The sequence below is a fragment of the Ruminococcus sp. 210702-SL.1.03 genome (assembly GCF_020559915.1).
Taxonomy (GTDB): domain Bacteria; phylum Bacillota; class Clostridia; order Oscillospirales; family Ruminococcaceae; genus YE71.
Genome location: NZ_JAJCLZ010000002.1, coordinates 237,412 through 258,806, shown reverse-complemented (window position 1 = coordinate 258,806; position 21,395 = coordinate 237,412). Strand labels below are relative to the sequence as shown.

The window sequence follows — 21,395 nt, the reverse complement described above, 5'->3', positions numbered from 1 at the left end:
GGAATCTGACCGTGTTTATATATTGTAATCATTTATTACCTCTCTAACTGCAACAATGCCTCTTATCATCATATAACTAATTCCCCTCGATGGAGTTTATAAACTCCTGAGCGGGGTTATCGTATATGCTGCCCATACAGCCTGCCTCCTTGAAAATATTTGTTATTCCTATTATACCATTTTTCTGCGGGGAAAGCAAGCCAGATTGCACAAAAAACAAGCCACACCCTGTGCTGTCAAATCGGCACTAGGTGTGGCGTTTATTTTGATAATAATTTTGTTGTAGCTCTGTAAACTGGAATTTTCAGGTTAATGAATCCATACAATTGCTGTTGCATTGAGTATTTTTTTCACATCATCAGCACTGCATTTTTCACGTTCTGCAATTTCCTCGTATGATAAATATCTATTTAATTCTTTATCCATGTGCATTCTATAATCAATTATTTTATTTATAAATTCTTCTGTATACTCCATTAGATTGAAATATTCTCTCATTACTTTAATTCCCTCTCATTTTGGATTAAAATGATCTTTACAATTTCCGATTTATTTGCTTTTTGTTCCGCTGATAAAACTCTATTAAATCAACTTTCACTTCATTTGACAACATTGTTTTCTTTAAACAACGCCGAAAATCCGCATTATCAGGATTAACGTAAATGCCCATTTGTCCTGCCTCCTTGAAAATATTTGTTACTCCTATTATACCATTTTTCTGTTGGGAAAGCAAGGGTGGAAGAAAATCTGTCACAAAAAACCACGGCAGAAGACCCCCAAATCTTCTGCCGTGGTTTACTAAATCCTCGCCATCGTCACGGATATTATCATCACTTGATCTTACCGCCGACCAATGATCTGCCCAGAAAGATTTTTCGGTTAAATGCTGCAAGATCAATGCCATAGATCAACATTTCTTAATACATTTTATGCTGTCAATCCCATTTCATATGTAATATCCTTGACACGTCCTGTTACTTTTACACTGTTTCTGGAAAATAACCATTGGCGTTCGGGGAAGGTCATTTTATTATTTTGGCCGCCTACCGAGATTTAGTAGATTATTCATACATATTTTACCTATATGTGAAATATCCCAGTTAATAAAGAATTATTCCATCTTCTTAATTTATATGACAAAAATAGCCAAGTAAACTGTTCATTCAGCATTTTTTAGCAAGCGACGAATTCTAGATACATTTTGTTCTTAAAACACTTGACTTTTTGAGAAATAGTGCTATAATTATAAATAAGGGAGTGAGAATAATGATTAGATATGTTAGCCTCGAAAATTTTTTATCGCACGGAAAAATCACATTTAATTTTGAAAAATCTCAAAAAGAAGCAAAAAGATTTGCAGCCATCTATGGAGAAAACGGCAGTGGCAAAACCAATTTTATAAAAGCTATGCGTTTTCTAACAGAAAGCGAAAGATCATTTGCCAATCTAGATAAAATACAAGATCTTCAGCAGGCATTAGATTCTATTGAAGATAATAAAAGCATCGATTTTTTTAAAAGCATTAGAGAACATGTATTGTTAAGTGATTTCAAAACACTGCTTAGTCAATACAGAATGATAGATTGTGATAAACCGACAAAAGTTGAGTACGGATTTAATGCTAACGGACACAATGGAAAATACGTAATTGTATTTGACAATTCGATAAAAGAAGAATCCCTTTATTTTTTTACAGGAAAACAAAGCGGTAATTTTTTCGTTATAAAGAGAGATGAACAAAGCATCAACTATCATTTTTCTACAAATCTTTTTTATGATTCATCTGTAGCTAAAGACTATAAGTCATTGCTAGATAAATTCTGGGGAAATCACACATTCTTAAGTATAATAAAGAAACAAATAGCTGAACAAAACAAATTATTTATACAGAAAAACTATAATAATTATTTCATTGAGGCTATCGACTCTTTATTTAATCTATGCATATACATTAAAGGAAACAGCATAATTGAATCCATTATGCCATCTTCCAACAATAGTATAATACAAGAATCGATCACCGGAAGAATAAACGTAAATGACCTTCCTGATCTCATTAGAACAGAGCATGTATTAAATGATATATTAACACAATCATACGCCGATATAAAAAAGGTGAAATATGATATAAAGCAAAATGGCGATAATATTTCGTATGAACTTTTTGTATATAAAATGATTTCTGGGGATATTCGAAAAATCAGTTTTAAAAATGAATCAAGCGGCACATGTCAACTTCTCAGAATACTTCCATCAATGCTTGCAGCTTTAAACGGATCTACGGTATTTATTGATGAAGCAGATACAAGCATTCATGATATTTTGTTTAAAAAAGTTCTCAATGCTATCAGAGATAAAATTACAGGTCAGCTAATCATTACAACGCATAATACAATGCTGTTAGAAAGTATTCCTGCATCTGAAGCCTATGTTATCTCGGTCGACTACCTTGGTAATAAAGAAGCGATATGCATCGATGAGTATGGTATTAAGAAAAATAACAATGCAAGAAATATGTATTTGCGTGGCTTATTTGGTGGAGTGCCAACTCTTGATGAAATTGAGCCTTCATCAATAATCAATGACTTAAATGCAGACTATTCAACTGATTCCCATAATTCAGTTGATAATGAGGAGGATACTGATAATGGCTAAGAGACCTCTTCAGTGTAACTATCTTAAAGCAATTATCATATGCCATGGAAAATCTGAAATTCAAATCGTAAGGCATATTCAGTCAAATCTTCATCTTAACGCAAAAACTTATGCAAAAGATAACGGCGAACACAGCATTCAAATTACAAGTTTAATGACTCATTTAAACGCTAGACCGTTTGACTCAATAAATAATTTTTTAAACTGTTATGGCAAAGAATCTTTTGATTTAAGCGGTAAAGGTTCTCATAGAACAATAAAAAATTTTAAGCTATTTGTTTTTTTAGACACTGGCGACTGTACAGAAGAACAAAAGAAAAATTTCATAAACAAACAAATGTTTATCGGTCATTGGTTGTATGACTATATAGTTCCAATATACACTATTCCAAGGCTCGAATCGGTTTTGGAACAAGCAAATTTGATACGCAGAATAAAAAATAGTGAAAAAGGCTCCTACTATACTAAAGTGTTTCCTATCAATGATGGAAAGCCATTGACCGATGGTACTATCGAAGAGATCAAAGAGTTTAGAGACAAAGTTGCTACACAAAAGGAAAAAACAAATATACAAGACATGGTTGATTATTTTCTAAATCTGGCTAGGAAATTTTAATCATTAAATTAAAGCAAATTAAAAGCCACGGCAGAAGACCCCCAAATCTTCTGCCGTGGTTTACTAAATCCTCGCCATCGTCACGGATATTATCATCACTTGATCTTACCGCCGACCAATGATCTGCCCAGAAAGATTTTTCGGTTAAATGCTGCAAGATCAATGCCATAGATCAACATTTCTTAATACATTTTATGCTGTCAATCCCATTTCATATGTAATATCCTTAACACGTCCTGTTACTTTTACACTGTTTCTGGAAAATAACCATCGGCGTTCGGGGAAGGTCATTTTGACCATCTGACCGCCGACCGAGCCTACCTCACGGGCGGTAAGATCGCCGTTATAGCCCTGCTTGAGGTTTACGCCAACTTCGTTAGCCGCCTCCATCTTAAACTGTTCCAGAGTCTGTCTGCCTTCGGGAGTAGTAATGCCTTTCATGATGATTACTTCCTTTCAATAAAATATTTTGTATCGGGGTTGCAGTTATATTATCTGCGGTCAGATGGGGGATTATTAGTGGGAATTTTTGCTGAAAATGCCCATAAAAAAATCCTCCCCCTTGCAAACCACCCCCAAAAATGTTATAATATCTTCATAATATATCACCTGCTGCCATATGCGGCAGCAAAAAGCGAGGTTTTGTTTATGATGCTAAAAGAGATCGCCGCTGAAGCTGAGCGCGGCGAATATACTGAATTTGTATACGATACTACCTGCTTCGGCGAACCTGCTGAGGCTGAAAGCGCCGAGGACATCGCCGCGGGCATTGAACGCGCTATGGCGCTGGAGGCGCGGCCCGTTTTTCTCGAGGGGCTTGCCGCTAGGCTTACCGAGCTGGGCACGCCTTGCACCGCCGCCGATGAGAATATCATGCTCGCCGAGGTCAAGCGACGCTATAAAGATCTGCTAGGTATCCCCTGCCCGCGTACCGTGCTGGAATGGGTGCGCGGAACTACCCCCGGCGTCACCAATCGGCGGAACAATTACGACCTTTGCTGCGCCCTCGAGATGGACTTGCGGCAGACCGAGGATTTTTTCCAAAAGCACTTTCTCACCATACCTTTCAACATAAAAAGCCGTACCGACGCCGTTTTTATGTACACCCTTTACCATAAACTGCCCTACTCCGCCGCCGTCCGCCTGCTTGAAAGCTCGCAGGGCTTCGTGCCGCAGGAAAACGCCCACACCGCTACTTCGCAGATACTCTCCGCGATAATCACCACCGCCGACGAAAAGCAGTTCCTGCGCTACCTCTCGGCGCACTGCTACAATAACGAACAGCAGTTTCAGCTCGCAAGGCGGCTTATCAGAGAAGAGGTCGATATACTGCACTCCAGACTTATCGAATATGATTACGAACAGCGGCTTTCGGAGGAAAGGCTCGGCAGTTTGACTATCGAAACGCTGCTCGGCTACAAATATCAGACCGAAACTCGCCTCGACCGCCGCACTCTGCCCCGCCGATTTACCGAATCGCTGCCGAACGACGTTACCCTCGGCAGGATATTGAACGGCAATACCGCTTCCTACGACCTGCTCCGCAAGATGCTGATACTGCTAAAATTTTACAATTTCTACTACGAAGCAGACAACAGCGAGCCGAACGAGATAGCGGGGAATCTGCTCGACTTCTGCGACGAGCTTGACGCTACCCTTGATTCCTGCGGGTTTTCCAAGCTTTACGTCTGCCACCCATTCGACTGCCTGCTGATGTACTGCGCCAATTCAAACGAACCCATCGACGCGCTTTACAGCGTCATCAACAGCGGCAGAAAGTAAATTTAACACACAAAAAAACAGCAGTCTGCGTTTCGTTACAGACTGCTGTTCTTATTTTTATATGCCTATCTTTTCGCGCTTATCCGGCGAGATCTCTCTTCGCAGACCCATTTCGCCGTACTCCTCGTTCATGCGGTCGATCTCCGCCGCAAGCCCGCGGCAGCGCTCTAAGTCGCCCATCTCGAGGTAAATGTCTATCAAGATGTTCAGCAGCTCCGCCTTTTTGTCGATGTATGGCAGTGAGTCGGGGTGGCCGCCGCACATTTCCGCCGCTTCCTCTATCTTTTCCGCCGCCGAGTCAAGCTCACCGTGGTAAAAACAGCAGTTCGCCGCGGGTATGTTTATGATGTCGATAAGCTCCAGCTCGGTCGAAAATACCTGCTTCGCTATCTGCTCGGCGCGGTCGATGAGCCGTCGCGTTTCCTCTAGGTCGGGGCGTATCAGCGTGAAATACCACGCCGCCGCCATGCAGTAGTAACAGCGGTTCTCGCTCGCCGCAGGCTCGCTCTCTATCAGCCCGCGCGCCCTGTCGAGCAGTTCAGCGGCTTCGTTTTCGCAATCCGGCATACTGCGTATCAGCACGCTCGCCAGCGATATACAGTACTGCGCCAGATACTTGCCCTTGCGCTCGTCCTGCGAAAGCTCCGCCTCAGCTATCGCCGCGTCTGCTGAAGCTATCATCTTTTCAAGCAGGGCTTCCTCCTCGGCGGTTTCCGTATAATACGCGCCGCCAAGCAGTGCGTCATAGTAAGATCCCACCATGTTGTGGTACATCGCCGTGATGATATGCCGCGGGTGCTGCACGGCAAAACGCTCCGCTTCGCGCAAAATCGCCTTTATCTGCGCCGCGTTGCCCATGCCGACGTAAATATCCACCGCCTGCTGATGATATTCCATCACAGTAAGGTCGTCCGCCTGCCACTCCCAGCCGCGCACCGTTTCCGCGATAACTGGGTGCAGACGCACTCTGCCGCCGTCGTAAAGCCAGCCGTTTGCCGCCAGCTTTTCCGCCGTTTTCGGCTGTATATCTGAGAAAAATCTGCCTATAAGCTCAGCCTCTATCCCCCTAACGTTCAGCAGGGCGAGCCGTTTCAGCGCCAAGCGCTCGGTCATGCTTACAGTGCCCGCGTCGAAAAGCGCCGAGATAATCGCCGAAAGGGTATCGCATACCTCTTCGCCGTCCTTTATGTTGCCTATCTTTTCGTCTGAAAAGCGTGAAAAGCCGTTCTCGCGGATAAGCTCCAGCGCGGTGCGAACGTCAAGCCTGCCCGCCGCTATCTGCCGCGCGATAAGCTCGAGCACCAGCGTGTGCCCCTGTATCAGCCTTATCATTTCCTCAAAGCAGGCGCGTTCTTCACGCGAAAGCGGGTGACCCAGATTCAGCGCGGCGAGCTTTAGCAGGTCGGTATTATCGCGCAGGGCGGTGACTTCCATATGTGCAAAACTGTTTTTCGGCGGCTGATTTCTTGTCGCGATCATTGTTTCAAACCCGCAGTTGATAATGCGGCTGAGGTCTTTCGTGAGCCTATCGGTATAATTATCCAGCACAAAAAGCACGCGCTTGCCGTCGCATATACGCCTAAAGGCAAGCAGTTTGCGCTCAAAATAATCGCTCGGCGGCTCGTCATCCTGCCGCGAGATGGTACTGATCTGAAGCTGCATATCGTCGCAGAAAGTGTGGCGAAATTCGCCGTCATATTCAAGGTAGACTATCACCTCATAGCGCGCCCTGTACCGCGTGATGTAATTTTTCACCAGTGCAGATTTGCCGATACCGCCCACGCCTGTGATGTAGAGCACGGGGTTTGCCGAAAGGCTCTTTGCTATCTGCGAAAGCTCGGCATCCCTGCCGACGAAATCTGGCGAAACGGGCGGCAGAGATGGTATAACGCACTCTTTGCGCTCCAGCTCCTCTATTATCTCGCCGAGCAGGTCGGCCGCCATGCCGATGTTCTCAAAGCGGTTAGCGGCGGAGGAGCGCAGTGTGCCGCGGAAAAAGCGTGTGAATAGCGACTGTATATCGGGACGCTCGGTGTATTTCAGGCAGCTTCGGCGGCATTTATCGAATGGGTATTTTGAGAAGCCGCGGTGCTCCGCCGCCGCAGAATGTCTGCCGAAAAGTATGTAAAAAACTATCTCGCCCAAGGTGTAAATATCCGCCGCGAAGCCGAGCCTGCCCGCCGTCTGCATATTCAGTTGTTCGGGGGCGGCCCAATCGCGAGTATACGCAGCGCCCGCGCCGAGCTGAGAAAGTTCGCGAACGCTGTCGAAGTCGATAAATTCCACAAGCTGGGTGACGGTATCATCGGGCGAATTTTGCAATATAAAAATATTTTCAGGCTTTAGGTCAAGGCAGAGCATACCCGCCGCGTGGTAGCCGCCGACAGTCTTCGCGATGGTGCGGCAGATGGCGATATACTGCGGCAGAGTGAGCGCGCCCGCGGCTATCAGCTTATCGAGCGCAGTGCCGTTATAGCAGGCGACCTCGACATAAGCGGTGCCGTTCGCTTCAAAAATGCGGTTGACGGGCGGGGTCTGATTACCGAGCGCGGAGATCTGGCGTATGCGGTTCTGCGCCCTGCCCGCCGCAACAAAGCGCGCCTTGCCTTCAGCAAAAGCGGGGTCGCTCTCCGCGAGGTCTGCGGGTGAATATTCTTTTAAAATGCACTTAGCCGCAAGTCCGCCGTTTTGACACTGAGCAAGATAAGCGGCGGCGTTAGCGCCCTTGCCGAGCAGTTCAAGCACGGTATACAGCCTGCCCTCAACCTCAAATTCACAGCCGATATTCAGCATATCGCCGACCTCCTTTCGATAGGGATTACCCTTAATATTATACAAGCATTTCGCGGCGGATATAAATTTCCATTCCGCGGGCGCTGACCATTGCCGCAAATAAGAAATCCCCTCAGACGAGCGCTCCGAAGGGACTTTGCAGGCACTCGCGGGGAATGTCTGCGGTTGTTATTATTATACAGCATTGAGAGATGGTTGTCAAGAAAAGTGGCATAAAAACAGCAGTCCGCATTTTTAGTGCAGACTGCTGAGATTTTGTTATTTAGTTTTTACGCTCTTGACTGCGCTGTACTCGCTCCAGTAAGTCGCGCCGCCTACCTTGCGGTACGCTTTGACTTTGTACTTGTACGAAGTCTTGCCTTTAAGCTTCTTTTCCTTGAACGATGTGGTCTTGATCGTGCCGACAGACACCCATTTCTTGGCGTTAGCGTCATATCTCACCACTCTGTAACCGTTCGCGCCCGAAACAGCGTTCCAGTTTAGCCTTACCGCGCTCGTCGAAGCCGAGGTAGATTTTATCGCGGGCTGTGCGGGCTTCGTGGTGGTCGTTATCGTGTCGGAAGCCTCGCCCCAGTAGGTCTTGCCGTCCTGCTTCGCGTAAGCCTTGACCTTGTATTTGTAAGTCGTGCCCGACTTCAGACCCGTCTGCTTGAAGCTGAGGGTGGACGCAGAGACCGTCGCCGCTTTGCCCCATTTTTTGGTCTTTGCGTTATATGCATACACACGGTAGCCCGCCGCGCCGTTGACCTTTTCCCAGTTGATCTTTACAGCCTTATCGGTGCAGGTGAATTTGGTGGTTTTTACTTTATCGACGGTTAGCTCGTCGGGGGTGTAGTTGTAGTGGATAGTCGCGTCCTTTATTCCCGCGTTTGTATCTATACTTTGTGAACCCTCGTTCTTGATCTTTTTCCAGTCACTTTTTGAGCCTTTGTAATATACGTCTTTAAGCTTTTTACAACTGCTAAATGCAAGAGAGTCGATCTTTTTTATGTTCTTCGGAATTACTACATATGAAAGGCTAGAGCAGTTATAGAAAGCATTGCTTCCGATCTCTTCCATGCTGTCCGGCAAAACCAGATTTGCAAGACTTGTACAACCCTGAAATGCAGATGAGTTGATAAAAGTCGGGCCATTCAAGAATGTTATGCTTTTGAGTTTTTTACAATCAGTAAAAGATTCATAACCAATAGATTTTAAAGTGCTCGGGAATGAAATATCTGTAAGGCCTGCGCATCCGTTAAATGTGTAAGCATCAATTACCGTAACACCCTCTGGAACTTTTACATTTTTAAGGCTCGAACAAGATGCAAATGCCCCGGCACCGATGCTATTAACGCTGTCGGGTATCGTTATACTTGTAAGGTTTTTGCAACCTTCAAATGCAGAACCGTCTATACTAGTAACGCCATTCGGAATTGTTATATTTGTAAGGCTTTCGCAGAGATAGAACGTAAATGAATATATATCTGTAACACCGTTTGGAATGCTAATATTTTCGAGATTTTTACATCCGTAAAATTCGCCTTCACCAATGTTTTTAACGCTATCGGGTATTTTTAAGTTTGTAAGATTGACAGCTCCTAAAAATGCACGTTTATTTAAACTTTTAACACCATCGGGTATAGTATATTCTTTCCTCGAATTACCAGCAGGATAAGCTACAAGTTCCGTTTTCGTTTTATTGAACAGCACTCCATCCTCTGATAAGTAAAATTTGTTTTTTGAATCAACCGTTATGCTTGTAAGCTTTTCACAACCATTAAATGAATAAGCACCAATGCTTGTAACGTTGCAAGGTATAGTTATACTTACAAGATTTGGGCAGTCTGAAAATGCATTATAATCAATAGTTGTAACGCTATCAGGAATTGTTATTTTTTCAATATTGATGCATTCCATAAATGCGCCATGACCAATGCTCGTAACTTTTTTGCCGTTGACCGTACTTGGTATAACAACTTCTTTATCCGCGCCTAAATAGTAGGTGATTTCAACAGTACCATCATCAAGAATTTGATAATGGAAATCTCCATAAACAAATGAATCCCCCGCGATCTTCACATCGTCTGCCGCCTGCACATCAACGTTAGCTTCGCTCATCTCCTCAGCGTTTGCCGATACCGCCGAAAAACCGCTCTCCGCAGGCAGTGCCATTCCGCCGAACGCTATCATCAGCGCTACAACGCCTGCTACAAATTTTTTCATAAAAATTCCTCCAATAATCCAAAAATCAAAGTCAAAAACGCGCTTCTTTTGCGCTATGCCTACCTTTCTTAACATTTTATCAGAAATTCTTAACAAAAAAAAAAAAAAGCAAACATTTTGTGAATGTTGCTGAAAATCAATGAGTTTTGAAAGAAATATTTCACGGAGATATTTAGTGCGGGGCGGGCAGATTCGGTTATGACCATCGCTTCTTAACTTCAAGATCCTTGCGGTCAATGTGTCAAGTTTTATTGACAAAATCACTTGGCGAATACACGGAATTCAAGAAAACCAAATTCAGCAAAAATACCACCGATGATTTTGGCTTCTGCCATGCTTTCTACGATGATAACGACTGCTGCGAAGCTCTCGAGTTATTTGAAAACGCTGAAGTTGAATACAACGGCAAGCTTATTTTTCCAAGCACCAAAGCGGAGATCGTCAACATCATCGACGATATTGAGCCGGACGAATACGGCGGCATAAGCAAAAAATATTCGCTCGGTTTCAGCGTAGAAGACGGCAACAATATCTGCGATATGCTTTTTGGAAAAAAGGATTATTATTCTATTTGAAAAAAAAATAATCCCCCCTCAAAAAACCGGCAGCCAGTACACTTTCTCGTACCGACTGCCGGTTTTTTCATTTTATATTAGGGGATCTTCTATCACAAACTAGCGTCCGCCAACTTCTTCTGCACCCTCGTTGTAACTATTATATAGTACGCGTCGTCGGCTACTGACAGCGATTTTTCGTCGATTGCGTTTATCTTGTCCATCCACTCGGTCTGCTGCGATACCATATCCATGTAATCATTCATCATTTCAAGCTGGTCGCCCTCGCCCGAATTGTACTTGTTCATAAACTCGATGTACTGGTCAAAAAACGCCTCGTAGCCGTCCATGACTTCCTTGAAGTCTGCCGATACCAGCGAGTAATCTCCGCCCTCTATCGCCTTCTTTATGTCGTCAAGGCTCGGCTCGCTCTCTTTAGGCTCTTCCTCAGTTTTCTTCGTCTCTTTCTCGGTCTTTTTCGTTTCTTTCGTTGCCTTTGTTTCCTTCTCGGGCTTGCTCTCGGCAGGCGCTTCCGCCTGCTTCGTTTCCGCTTCGCTGTCCTTTAATTTGTCAACTATCGCGTCGAGGTCTATGTCGTCCGCTTCTCTCTCAGCCACCGAGCTTGTTTCGCTTGAAACATCCGCCGCTTTATCGCTGTCCTTGTCGCCGGTGATCTGCGTTATCACCAGCAGCAGTATGTATATCACCCACGCCGCCGCGATTATTCCGTAGCGCACCTTGTCCGCCAGCTTCTTGTTTCTCAGCATCAGTATCGTCAGCGGTACGGGAAATATAAATATCCAGCCCAGCGCCCATAGCAGGGTCTTGTTGCGCTTGCTGCGCTCCGCTTTCTGCTCCTTTGCACGCGCGTATTTCTTGTCCTCGCGGTCGCTGATAAAGTTCAGCATCGACTCCATGTCGCCCCTGCGTTCGTTAACTATCTTGGTATTGTAAGTGTTGTGCTCTACATTGTAATTATTTACCGCTTTTGATACTACGAAAGTTTCTCCGCAGTAACGGCACACCGCTGTTTCCTGCTTCGGGTCTACCTCCAGTTCGCCGCCGCAGGCGGTGCACTTTGCGGGTACGAACTGCGTGCTGTTTTCCGTGCCAAATTTTTGTTCACTCATGTTAAAAATCTCCTCTGAATTTTATTTTTGGCTCAGCTTGGTTAAGCTGTATCTTTTGTGTGTCTATATTATATCACGCCCATACAGTCCATATAAAAACGAATTCCGTAGCAAAAAAATATCCCCCTGCCTTTTCCGCAGAGGGATATTTTACCTGATCACTCACACATAAGATTTTTTTCATAGTCCTCACAGGGCATTGGCTTTGCGTAATAAAAGCCTTGAGCCAAGTAACATTCCATTTGGTGTAAAAGCCTAGCTTGATCAAGCGTTTCCACGCCCTCAGCTATACATTCCATTCCCAGATCGTTCGACATTGTTATAATATGGCGCAGTATTTTTTCACGTTTAGAGTGCTCATTGCTGTCTTCTGGTATAAAGCTCTTATCGATCTTCAGTACGCCCCAAGGAAGCTCAGTTATCAGCTTCAGCGAAGAAAAGCCCGTGCCAAAATCATCGACCGCAGTGCTTACGTTGCTTTCATGCAGACCATTAACGATGTTTTTAAGCTCATCAAAATCAACATCTGCACTGGTTTCAGTAAGTTCTATCTCTAAATATTCATGTGGAACACCGTGGCGGTCGATTATGCCGAGTATATTTTCCAGCAGCATTTCGTTGCCTAAATGCATACGAGAGAGGTTAACAGAAACTTTTACGACTTTCCTTCCCTCGTCCAGCCAGCGACGTATATCACAGCAAACATGTTCCAGCATATAGAAATCCAACACACATATAGAAGAGCTGCGCTCCAGCACAGGAATAAACTGCATAGGCGGAACTATGCTGCCGTTTCTGACCCATCGGCAAAGCGCCTCTGCGCCTATTATTTTTCCGTCTTCTATACGCACCTTTGGCTGATAATATACCTTAAATTCCTCATTTTTAATGGCTTCGGGAAATATATTTTCTATTTCCTTCATACGTTTTTTTTGCTCAGCCATCTTTGGGTCATAAAAAGCATACGGCTTTTTATAAACAGTACGCGCCATCTGAATAGTTTCGCTTATTCTGTCCATAACATCAGTCGGCTTTCTCACGTCCTCGGTTATGGTGCAGTATCCCGCTGTTGCGGAAACGTTTACTTCTATACCATTCAGCTTCACTTTTTTGCCTAGCAAATACTCCACAACAGTATCGAGGTCAGCTTTTTCATATAGCATAACGAAATTATCTCCGCCAACACGACATATACATTTATCGCCCTTCACAGATCTTTCAAGCCCTCTGATATAAGAGCGCATTATATCATCAGCTACACGACGGCTAAAATACTCATTTACCAAAGAAAAGCGCTTTAGATTAAAATATACCGCACCGTATTTATCGAGCTTGCCTTCTGCCATCACTCTGCCGATATATTCAAAAAAATATGGCAGCAGATATATCTCTAACGTCTCATCTATCCTGCCTTTTTCTTCAGCAAGTTTCATTATGTATCCTCGTTCGCTATGCATAGCCACCTGTTTTTCAAGTGCCCGTATCTGCTCTAATTCCTGTTCGCTCCAATCAGGTTCACCAAATGAGGGCAGTATATTATAGTGCGCCACGCTGCCATCATAAATAGTTTCATCTATCTTAAGTGCACGCTTTCTGTCTGCTGTTCCTTTGAAATAGTAGAAAAAAGGCTGCATGAGCGGTTTGTGGGAAGAGCTGTTGGCGCTGTCCACAGTCACCTCAAAAGCAGCTATGCGCAAAAATTCACAAAGCGGCACGATCGATCTTTTTATCTCAGGATCTCTGAAAGTTCTTATCTTGCCGCAAGTATTAGAAAACTCATTCATCAGCGTTACATATCTTGCATAATCAAAGTCCATTTTTTCATATCCTCATTTTTGTAGTACAGGTCATTGCTGTAAATATTTACATCTTTCTAAAATGTATTATACCACATATTTTCTCATATTTCAAGTGTTAATTCTTAAATACAAGGTTTTTATTATGTTCTGATCAGTTTTCAGATGCTCATTCACAAAAAGCTATCATTTACGCTGCTATATCGAGTCAGCAAACAAAAAAAGCGCTGCCGCCGTGAACTAAAGCATATCCCGCAAATTTAAGGCAATACCGCACAACTATTGTGTGCAGATTGCGTCGTCAGATTTTTCGTCAGATTGCCTAAAGCCGACGACGCTTAACTCGCGTTAAGCTAGGAGGTTTTGGGTGATATGACGGAAAATTGTTTTGGCTTCGCAAAAACGCAAGCAAGATGTGCACAAAGCCGCTAGGCGGTAGTTGTGCGGTGTTGCCTTAAATACAGTAAGAAAAGACCTCTGTTCGCTGAAACAGGGGTCTTTTTCCTTAATTATCGTACTTATTTTCAAACACCTGATAATCCTCGGCGGGGTCGGGCTCGAATGAGAAAATATCCTCCACCGCCGCGCCGAAAACTTTCGCTATATCCATCGCCAGTTTCAGCGAGGGGTTGTACTGCCCTTTTTCCAGTCGGATTATCGTTTCGCGCCGCACGCCTACCTTTTCGGCAAGCTCACCCTGCTTCATATTCAGCCGCGCGCGGTACTCTTTCAGTTTCGTTTTTAGCTGCGGCATCACTCGTCACCCGCGCTCTTTTCGTCATCGTCATAATCGTCACAATCATCATCGCCCGCCGCCGTGCGGTCGTAGTAGATGAAAAAGCCGCTCTCGAGCGAAAAATATCCGCTGAAAATTATGAACCATATGCTGTTCATCAACTCGTTGTCAAAATGTATCGTGATACTGCCCTTCCAGAACATAGAAAGTATCAGCACCGCGCCAAGTATCAGCCAAAACACCAGCCCTATCTTCTCGTGCGCTTTCACCATGTTCTCGCGCGAAAGCTCGTCCTCTTTTTCTATAGGGCGCTTTTTGATGAGCGACATAAACGCCCAGCGCACCAACAGCACCAGTGAAATGATTATCAGCGCGTAATTCAGCGCACGCAGACCCGCGCCGCCGCTGACCCTTACATGGTCGAATATCAGCGTGAGCACCTCCATCACGAATAAGCTCGCCATGCCCGCCAGCCGCGCCTTGTGATAATCGCAGAGGGTGATGGGTTTTGTTGTCTTTTCTTTCTTTAAATTCTCGTTCATAGCTTTATCCATTTCCTTTCGTCCGGTCTTGTAAAGTGACTTATTCATCACCTTATGTGACAATAATATCACTAATTTCGTCGATTGTCAATAGCCAAAGTGACAAATCTATCACTTTTGTATACCTGCACAATTTCGCCGACTCTTCGTGATGTATTTTATACAAAAAAACAGACGCCTGCCGAAAATGCAAACGTCTGCCGAAATATTGCCATTAAAAATCACAGCGCCTCGCGGTATATCTGCTCTACCTCTTCGCGGCTGAACGTCACGGGCGCGTTTTTGAGGTTGCCTATCGAGATCTTCATGCAGTTTTCCGTCATCCAAGGCACGTCCTCCGCCGTGATGCCGAGGTCGCCGAGCTTCACGCTCAGGTCTATCGCTTTGAGGAAGCGGCGTATGCTGTCGGCGCAGTCCTCCGCTCCGCTGCCGCCAAGCAGTACCGATACCCGAGCGAATTTTTCGGGGTCGGCGGTGGCAAGCCGCTCGACTATCGGCGGGGTGAGCGCCGCAAGTCCCCTGCCGTGGACGATGTTTTTCAGACCCGAAGCGGGGTGTTCCATGCCGTGCGCCGCCGAAACGCCCGCCGCGCCGATCACCATTCCGCCCAGCGTTGCCGCCAAGCTTACGGCTTCCCATTCCGCCGCGCCGCCCTCGCCGGACACAAGCTTCGGCAGATCATCCGCCAAAAGCTGCATACCCAGCAGCGCCTGCGCGTCGGTGATGGGGTTCGCCTTTTTCGAGGTATATGCCTCGAGCGAATGTGTGAAAGCGTCGAAGCCGACGGATGAAAGCACGCTTTTCGGCATAGTAGTCATGACGTCGGGGTCGATGACGGAAACGCGCGGCATCACCTGCATGGTGTAAAGCGCTTTTTTGTCCTTTGTTTCGGGGTTGGTCAGCACGGCAATCTGATTGCCCTCGCTGCCCGTGCCGCAGGTGGTAGGCAGCAGCACTATCGGCAGTGCGCCCGCGCCCTGCTTTTTGCCGAAAATGTAGTCGGAAACATCGCCCGCGTTCACGGTGCAGAAAGCGATAGCCTTAGCCGCGTCCATTATCGAGCCGCCGCCCACGCCGAGGATAACGCCGCAGCCCTCAGCCTTAGCCAGCTCTACGCCCTCGTAAACGGTGGTAGTAAGCGGGTTTTGCGTAACTTTGTCGAAAACCGCAGCGCCCAGCCCCGCCGCTTTGAGCGAAACGAGCACTCTGTCCAGCAGACCCGAGCGCTTAGTGCTGCCCGTGCCCGTTACCACAAGCACCTTTTCGCCGCCTATCTCTTTGCAAATATCGCCTATCTTATCCGCCAAGCCCCTGCCGAAACGCAGGTCGGCGGGCATATGATAACTGAAATCCATAGTAAAAGCCCTCCACTTTAAACCGTTTAAACCGAAAGAGAGCGAACTAACGCCCTCTTTGCAGTTTCATATTTTAATATACCGTCACTTCTCGAGCGACTTTACAGCGTCCGCGATTATCTCGGCAGCCTTGTCGCATTCCTTTTCGGTGAGTATCAGCGGGGGCACCATGCGGATAACGCTAGAGCCGATAGCTGTGATGATGAGCTTTCTGTCGAAGCAGGCGTGCTTTACGTCCACCGCGTTGAAGCCTTCCTCAAACTCTACGCCTACCATAAGGCCCAGTCCGCGAACTTCTTTGACGTGCGGCACAAGCTCTCTCAGCTTGTCCATAAAGTAAGCGCCCATCTTCTTAGCGTTGCCCGCAAGATCTCTGTCTAGCAGCTCGCCTATCTGTGCGAGCGAAGCCGCGCAGGCTACGGGGTTTCCGCTGTATGTGCTGCCGTGCGAACCGCTGGTAAAGCTCTTCGCGACCTCTTCCTTAGCGCAGATAGCGCCGATGGGAAGTCCGCCGCCCATCGCTTTCGCCATAGAAACGATGTCGGGCTTGATGCCGTAATTCATGTAAGCCATTACCTCGCCCGTTCTGCACCAGCCGGTCTGAACTTCGTCGAGGCAGAGGAGAAGTCCCTTTTCATCGCAGAGCTTTCTCAGGCCAGTCAGAAACTCCTTAGTAGCGGGGTTTACGCCGCCCTCGCCCTGTACTGGCTCTACCATGATGGCGATGGTGTTTTCGGTGATGGCGTCCTCAAAGGCTTTCAAATTATTATATTCAGCATACTTGAAGCCGGGGGTCATAGAGCCGAAGCCCTGCTGTATAGCGGTATCGGGCTGACCGGTAGCCGACATCGAGCCGAAGCTTCTGCCGTGGAAGCCCATCTTAGCGGTGATGATCTCGTACTTATTCGGGCCGTAGTGGTCGATACCGTACTTTCTCGCCAGCTTTATCATAGCCTCGTTTGCCTCAGTACCCGAGTTCTGGAAGTAGATCTTATCCATGCCGATGGTGTCGCAGATCTTTTTAGCCAGCAGCGCCTGCGGAATGGTGTAGGGGTAGTTGAATGTGTGGATAAGGTCTGCCGCCTGCGACTGTATAGCCGCGATGACCTTTTCGTTGCAGTTGCCCGCGCTGTTTACCGCGATACCTGCGTAAAAGTCGAGGTAAGCGTTGCCCTTTTCGTCGTAGATGTACATACCCTTAGCCGTTTCCGCAATGAAATCGAAACGCTCGTAGGTCTCTATCATATACTTGTTTACCAGCCCTTTAAGCTCCTCTGCGGTAAGTCCTGTGTCTTTCAGTTTCATGGTGAATACCCTCCCAAAAATTAAAATTATAGTTTCTCTATGCCCAGATAATTCATCTTTATCTTGACATAATCTTCAATAAGCTGAACGCACTGCTCTATGCCTACCTTTTCGCTGTTTAGCGTAAGGTCGTAGTTGATGGGGTTCGTCCAGTAGTTGCCCTTGGTGTAATATTTGTAATAATTCGCGCGGTACTTATCGGTAGTTACGATGTTCTTTTCCGCCACCGCTTCGTTTACCTGCATATGCTCCATCGTGCGCTTTAGGCAAAAGTCTCGCGGCGCTTCGATGTACAGGCTTATTACGTTATCCCTGCCGCGGAGTATCCAGTCGGCGCATTTGCCAACTATCACGCAGGACTGCGTTTCCGCCAGGTCTAGGATTATCTTTTTTTGATATTCAAAAAGCGCGTCGTCAGAAACGAACTTGCCTTTTGTGATGTAGCTGCGCGCCCTAGGCAGACCTTTCATGAATGCCGAAAAGCCGCCCTTTTCGCGTATCTTCTCGTTCACCTCGTTGAAAAGCTCCTGATCCAGACCGCTAAGCTGCGAGGCGAGCGTTAAGATGCGGTTCTCGTAGCAGGAGATACCGAGGTCTTTCGCCACGCGCGAGGCTATCTCTTTACCGCCGCTGCCGAAGCCGCGGGCTACTGTGATAACGATATTGTTCATGCGCCAGCCGCCTCCTTGCCATCGCCGTCAGAGCTATCCGAGCCGTCGCCCTCTAGGAAGCGTGAGAGAAATTCTCTCGTTCTCGGGTTCTTCGGGTGGTAGAAAAGCTCCTGCGGGGACGCGTCTTCTACGATGTAGCCTTTATCCATAAATATCGTGCGGGTGGAAACATCTCTTGCGAAAGCCATCTCGTGCGTTACGATTATCATGGTGAGTCCCGTCTGCGCCAGCTCTTTCATTACGTTGAGCACGCCGCCGACCATCTCGGGGTCGAGCGCGGAGGTAGGCTCGTCGAAAAGCAGCACCTCGGGATTCATACAGAGCGCACGCGCTATCGCAACGCGCTGTTTCTGACCGCCCGAAAGCTGAGCGGGGTAAGCGTTGATGTAAGGCGCCATGCCTACTGCTTTCAAGTGCTTTATCGCGCGCTCGCGGGCTTCCTCTTTCGACTCATGCAGCACGGAAGTAACGGCTATCATGCAGTTTTTCAGCACCGTCATGTTGTTGAAGAGGTTGAAGGACTGGAAAACCATACCCACCTTTGAGCGGTAGCTGTTTATATCGCGCTGTTTATCGGCGACTACGCAGCCGTTGAAATATATCTTTCCGTCAGTCTGCCGCTCGAGCTTGTTGATGCAGCGCAGCAGGGTAGATTTTCCCGAACCGGAAGAGCCTACTATGCAGATAACTTCGCCCTTGCCCACGGTAAAATCTATCTTTCTCAGCACCTGATGATCTCCGAAAGATTTGCTCAGGTCTTCTATCGCTATTACTTTATCGTTATATTTTGTTTCAGCCATTTCAGATCCCTCCAGTTACATTTTCTCTTCGATGTATTCGGTAGCGAGAACGTAGTCGCTCTTGTTGCCCAGCTTCTTCTCCAGCGCCATAAACACTCTGTTGAATATGAAGCAAAGAACGAAGTAGATGACGGCGATAACGAGGTAAGCCTCGAAATACTTGTAGTAAGTACCGCCCGCCGTCTTTGCAACGAGGAACAGCTCCGATACGCCGATGACGTTCAGTACCGAGGTCATCTTGAGGTTTGTAAGGAAGGTGTTTACCATTTCGGGAACTACGTTCTTGAAAGCCTGCGGCAAAACTACCAGCAGCATAGTCTTCATAGGCGACATGCCCAGCGACCAAGCGCCCTCTTTCTGGCCCTTGTCCACCGAATTGATACCGCCGCGCACCGTTTCAGCCATGTAAGCGCCGGTATTGAGAACGGTAACGATTATACCCGCAAGCACGGGGGTGATGTTTACCTCCGCTTTCAGCAGACCGTAATAAACTATCATGCCCTGTACTATCATAGGCGTGCCGCGGAATATCTCGACATACACAAGGCAGATGATCTTTAGCAGGCGCATAAGTATGCGCTTTATGATATTGTCATCTTTGTTTATCTTAATATCCTGTACTATGCCCACGAGGTAGCCAACGATGAAGCCGACCAGCGTGCCGACTATTGAAATGTAAAGCGTTATCCACAAGCCTTGCAGGAACATATCCTTGTATTCAAGAGCTATATACACGATCCACTCGATCATGTTGGTAGGATCTTTGAAATTCATAACATTTCCCCTTTTCTCAGTTTATAAATTATAGATAGATATTTTGCCCTTACGGCTCAGAATGACCGCATTTCATCAGTCATTCCAAGTTTTCAGGTATTGTATTCTTATCAGTCAGAGATCTGATTTAGTTAGCCGCAGGCTGCGAAGATATTGCAGTTTCCATTAGCTCGTCCATCTTTGCCTTGTCATTCCACTCCAGCTTATCCATAGCTCCCTGTATCTTGTCGCGAAGCTCGGTATCGTCCTTTCTGGTAGCTATGCAGACGTTAGTCATTTCCTGGTCGTTCTGGAAAGCGTCGTTTTCGTCAAGTCTGATGAGCTTGAGATCCTTGTTGGTCAGCAGCGCCGACTCAGCAGTAGGAACGTCGATAACGGCTACGTCCGCAACGTTGTTTGAGATCGCGAGGAATACCTCTGCGGTAGTTTCGTAGTTAGAGCCGAGCTTTGCGTCGGGAACCTGATCGAGCAGGTCTACCCAGCCGGTGCCGAGCTGCGTGGTAACGGTAACGTTCTTGCCTTTCAGCTGCGAAAGTCCCGTAACGTTCGCAAGGTCTGAGTCAGCCTTTACTACTATGCAGTTATCTCTGTAATAGTAAGGTTCGGTGAAAGCGTAAGATTTTTCGCGCTTAGCGGTTCTGCCCATTCCTGCGATGATGCAGTCATATTCGCCCGAATCCATGCTGAGGCCTATTGAATCCCACTCTACTTTATGTATCTCGAGTTCCATATCCAGCTCATCGGCGATCTTTTGCGCTACCATTACGTCGTAGCCGTAAGCGTAGCTGCCGTCCTGATTGTATATCGGTACAGCCTTGCCGCCGTCGGGGGTGTCCTCGGTTTTCTGCGTCCAGTTAAAAGGTGCGTATGCGCATTCCATACCTACTCTGAGAACCTTTCCGTCAGCCGCCGCCTTAGACGAATCTCCATCGCTGCCGCCGCAGGAAGATAACATTCCCATGCAAAGACAACCGGCTGTGATCGCTGCGAGTACCCTTTTAAAACTTCTTTTCATTTTTGACCACTCCTTATAGAATTGAGATATTTTCGTCTGCTTGCTTCACGATGCTTTTCTTCATCAAAAGGCTTTTTTTCGCTGCAGCCGGTGACCTTTTGAAATGCGTTTTCCCCATCGCTCACTATTCAGACTATAATTAAAAGCGTCCTCTCCGCTCGGTCTGTTTCAAGCTTATCGCTCAGACCTGCCTGCGGAAATGACGCCTTTGTCAACTCGTTTAGTTTTGCTTTTAGTTTCGCCCATCTGCCAACTAAAAAAAAACGCCGCTTCTCCGCCGACCCTTTTCAGAGCCTTTATGCGGAAAGCGACGCCATTGTCGGTAATGATATTTAATTATCCCCATAAAAGAAAAATCGCCGCCCATGCCTGATTATCCAAACATTCGAGCGACTTCTTTGTCGGAAATTTATTATCAGCTTTCTGAGGTGTTGTCCTCTTTAGCTTGATTTAATTATATCACCATATGTCGAAAAATGCAAGGGTTTTGAGCAAAAAAAATAAATTTTGGCTGATTAAACAACAATTCATCGGCTTCAAAAAAGCGCTGTAGTAAAATCTGTACAATCATTGTAAATTTTCTTTTATGATATGTTAACTAAAATTAACATTCTTTTTTCCAAATTGTTTCACGCAGTTTTCATAAAACAAAAAAAGCTGCGGAAA

Annotated in this window: 18 protein-coding genes and 1 pseudogene; 4 read left to right on the top strand and 15 right to left on the bottom strand. The window is 46.3% G+C overall.

What is annotated here, in order from left to right; translation table 11 throughout:
• Positions 1 to 309 precede the first annotated feature (309 nt).
• On the bottom strand, positions 310 to 498 hold the full coding sequence (locus LI114_RS02755; RefSeq protein WP_022126957.1) for a hypothetical protein: 189 nt from the start codon (positions 496 to 498) through the stop codon (positions 310 to 312).
• Between the two features lie 37 nt (positions 499 to 535).
• Complete coding sequence (locus tag LI114_RS02750; RefSeq protein ID WP_227219130.1) at positions 536 to 904, bottom strand: hypothetical protein; 369 nt, start codon at positions 902 to 904, stop codon at positions 536 to 538.
• A 362-nt stretch (positions 905 to 1,266) separates the two neighbouring features.
• Here LI114_RS02750 and LI114_RS02745 point away from each other — a divergent pair, with 362 nt between their 5' ends.
• Entirely contained in the window at positions 1,267 to 2,655 is a 1,389-nt protein-coding gene (locus tag LI114_RS02745) for an AAA family ATPase (protein ID WP_227219128.1), read from the top strand.
• Positions 2,648 to 3,271, top strand: coding sequence for a hypothetical protein (locus tag LI114_RS02740; protein WP_227219126.1), 624 nt, complete (start codon positions 2,648 to 2,650; stop codon positions 3,269 to 3,271). The genes LI114_RS02745 and LI114_RS02740 overlap by 8 nt, the downstream gene beginning before the upstream one ends.
• Before the next feature lie 291 nt (positions 3,272 to 3,562).
• Here the strand turns inward: LI114_RS02740 and LI114_RS14345 are convergent.
• A pseudogene (locus tag LI114_RS14345) lies at positions 3,563 to 3,712 on the bottom strand (alpha/beta-type small acid-soluble spore protein); the annotation flags it as partial.
• Between the two features lie 207 nt (positions 3,713 to 3,919).
• On the opposite strand from LI114_RS14345, the gene LI114_RS02730 reads away from it, so the two are divergent.
• A complete protein-coding gene (locus tag LI114_RS02730; protein ID WP_227219123.1) occupies positions 3,920 to 5,053 on the top strand; it encodes a hypothetical protein in 1,134 nt (377 codons plus the stop codon).
• A 57-nt stretch (positions 5,054 to 5,110) separates the two neighbouring features.
• On the opposite strand, the gene LI114_RS02725 is transcribed toward LI114_RS02730, so the two are convergent.
• Together LI114_RS02725 and LI114_RS02720 are read right to left on the bottom strand one after the other, a co-directional pair.
• Entirely contained in the window at positions 5,111 to 7,846 is a 2,736-nt protein-coding gene (locus tag LI114_RS02725) for a protein kinase domain-containing protein (RefSeq protein ID WP_227219121.1), read from the bottom strand.
• A gap of 258 nt (positions 7,847 to 8,104) precedes the next feature.
• Positions 8,105 to 10,051 (bottom strand): fibronectin type III domain-containing protein, encoded by a 1,947-nt coding sequence (locus LI114_RS02720; RefSeq protein WP_227219119.1) that lies wholly within the window; start codon positions 10,049 to 10,051, stop codon positions 8,105 to 8,107.
• A 251-nt stretch (positions 10,052 to 10,302) separates the two neighbouring features.
• Here LI114_RS02720 and LI114_RS02715 point away from each other — a divergent pair, with 251 nt between their 5' ends.
• Entirely contained in the window at positions 10,303 to 10,626 is a 324-nt protein-coding gene (locus LI114_RS02715) for a hypothetical protein (protein ID WP_227219117.1), read from the top strand.
• A gap of 92 nt (positions 10,627 to 10,718) precedes the next feature.
• Here LI114_RS02715 and LI114_RS02710 read toward each other — a convergent pair whose 3' ends face one another.
• The 10 genes from LI114_RS02710 to LI114_RS02665 all read right to left on the bottom strand — a co-directional run bounded on the left by LI114_RS02710 (position 10,719) and on the right by LI114_RS02665 (position 20,729).
• Positions 10,719 to 11,735, bottom strand: a complete 1,017-nt coding sequence (locus tag LI114_RS02710) for a DUF6591 domain-containing protein (RefSeq protein WP_227219115.1) — start codon at positions 11,733 to 11,735, stop codon at positions 10,719 to 10,721.
• 158 nt (positions 11,736 to 11,893) lie between these two features.
• Entirely contained in the window at positions 11,894 to 13,552 is a 1,659-nt protein-coding gene (locus LI114_RS02705; protein ID WP_227219113.1) for a putative bifunctional diguanylate cyclase/phosphodiesterase, read from the bottom strand.
• Positions 13,553 to 14,036: 484 nt separating this feature from the next.
• The gene (locus LI114_RS02700; protein WP_227219111.1) at positions 14,037 to 14,285 is read right to left on the bottom strand and encodes a helix-turn-helix transcriptional regulator; all 249 of its coding nucleotides are present in this window, start codon (positions 14,283 to 14,285) and stop codon (positions 14,037 to 14,039) included.
• Entirely contained in the window at positions 14,285 to 14,857 is a 573-nt protein-coding gene (locus tag LI114_RS02695) for a hypothetical protein (protein WP_227219109.1), read from the bottom strand. The genes LI114_RS02700 and LI114_RS02695 overlap by 1 nt, the downstream gene beginning before the upstream one ends.
• 173 nt (positions 14,858 to 15,030) lie before the next feature.
• A complete protein-coding gene (locus tag LI114_RS02690) occupies positions 15,031 to 16,164 on the bottom strand; it encodes an iron-containing alcohol dehydrogenase (RefSeq protein ID WP_227219107.1) in 1,134 nt (377 codons plus the stop codon).
• Positions 16,165 to 16,248: 84 nt separating this feature from the next.
• Positions 16,249 to 17,469, bottom strand: coding sequence for an aspartate aminotransferase family protein (locus LI114_RS02685; protein WP_227219105.1), 1,221 nt, complete (start codon positions 17,467 to 17,469; stop codon positions 16,249 to 16,251).
• Positions 17,470 to 17,495: 26 nt separating this feature from the next.
• Positions 17,496 to 18,140, bottom strand: coding sequence for an AAA family ATPase (locus LI114_RS02680; RefSeq protein WP_022128001.1), 645 nt, complete (start codon positions 18,138 to 18,140; stop codon positions 17,496 to 17,498).
• Positions 18,137 to 18,940: an amino acid ABC transporter ATP-binding protein gene (locus tag LI114_RS02675; protein WP_227219103.1), complete on the bottom strand. Its 804-nt coding sequence runs from the start codon at positions 18,938 to 18,940 to the stop codon at positions 18,137 to 18,139. Before LI114_RS02675 ends, LI114_RS02680 begins: the two co-directional genes overlap by 4 nt.
• A gap of 15 nt (positions 18,941 to 18,955) precedes the next feature.
• Positions 18,956 to 19,714, bottom strand: a complete 759-nt coding sequence (locus tag LI114_RS02670) for an amino acid ABC transporter permease (protein WP_022127999.1) — start codon at positions 19,712 to 19,714, stop codon at positions 18,956 to 18,958.
• A gap of 127 nt (positions 19,715 to 19,841) precedes the next feature.
• Positions 19,842 to 20,729, bottom strand: coding sequence for a transporter substrate-binding domain-containing protein (locus tag LI114_RS02665; protein ID WP_227219101.1), 888 nt, complete (start codon positions 20,727 to 20,729; stop codon positions 19,842 to 19,844).
• Positions 20,730 to 21,395: the final 666 nt, after the last annotated feature.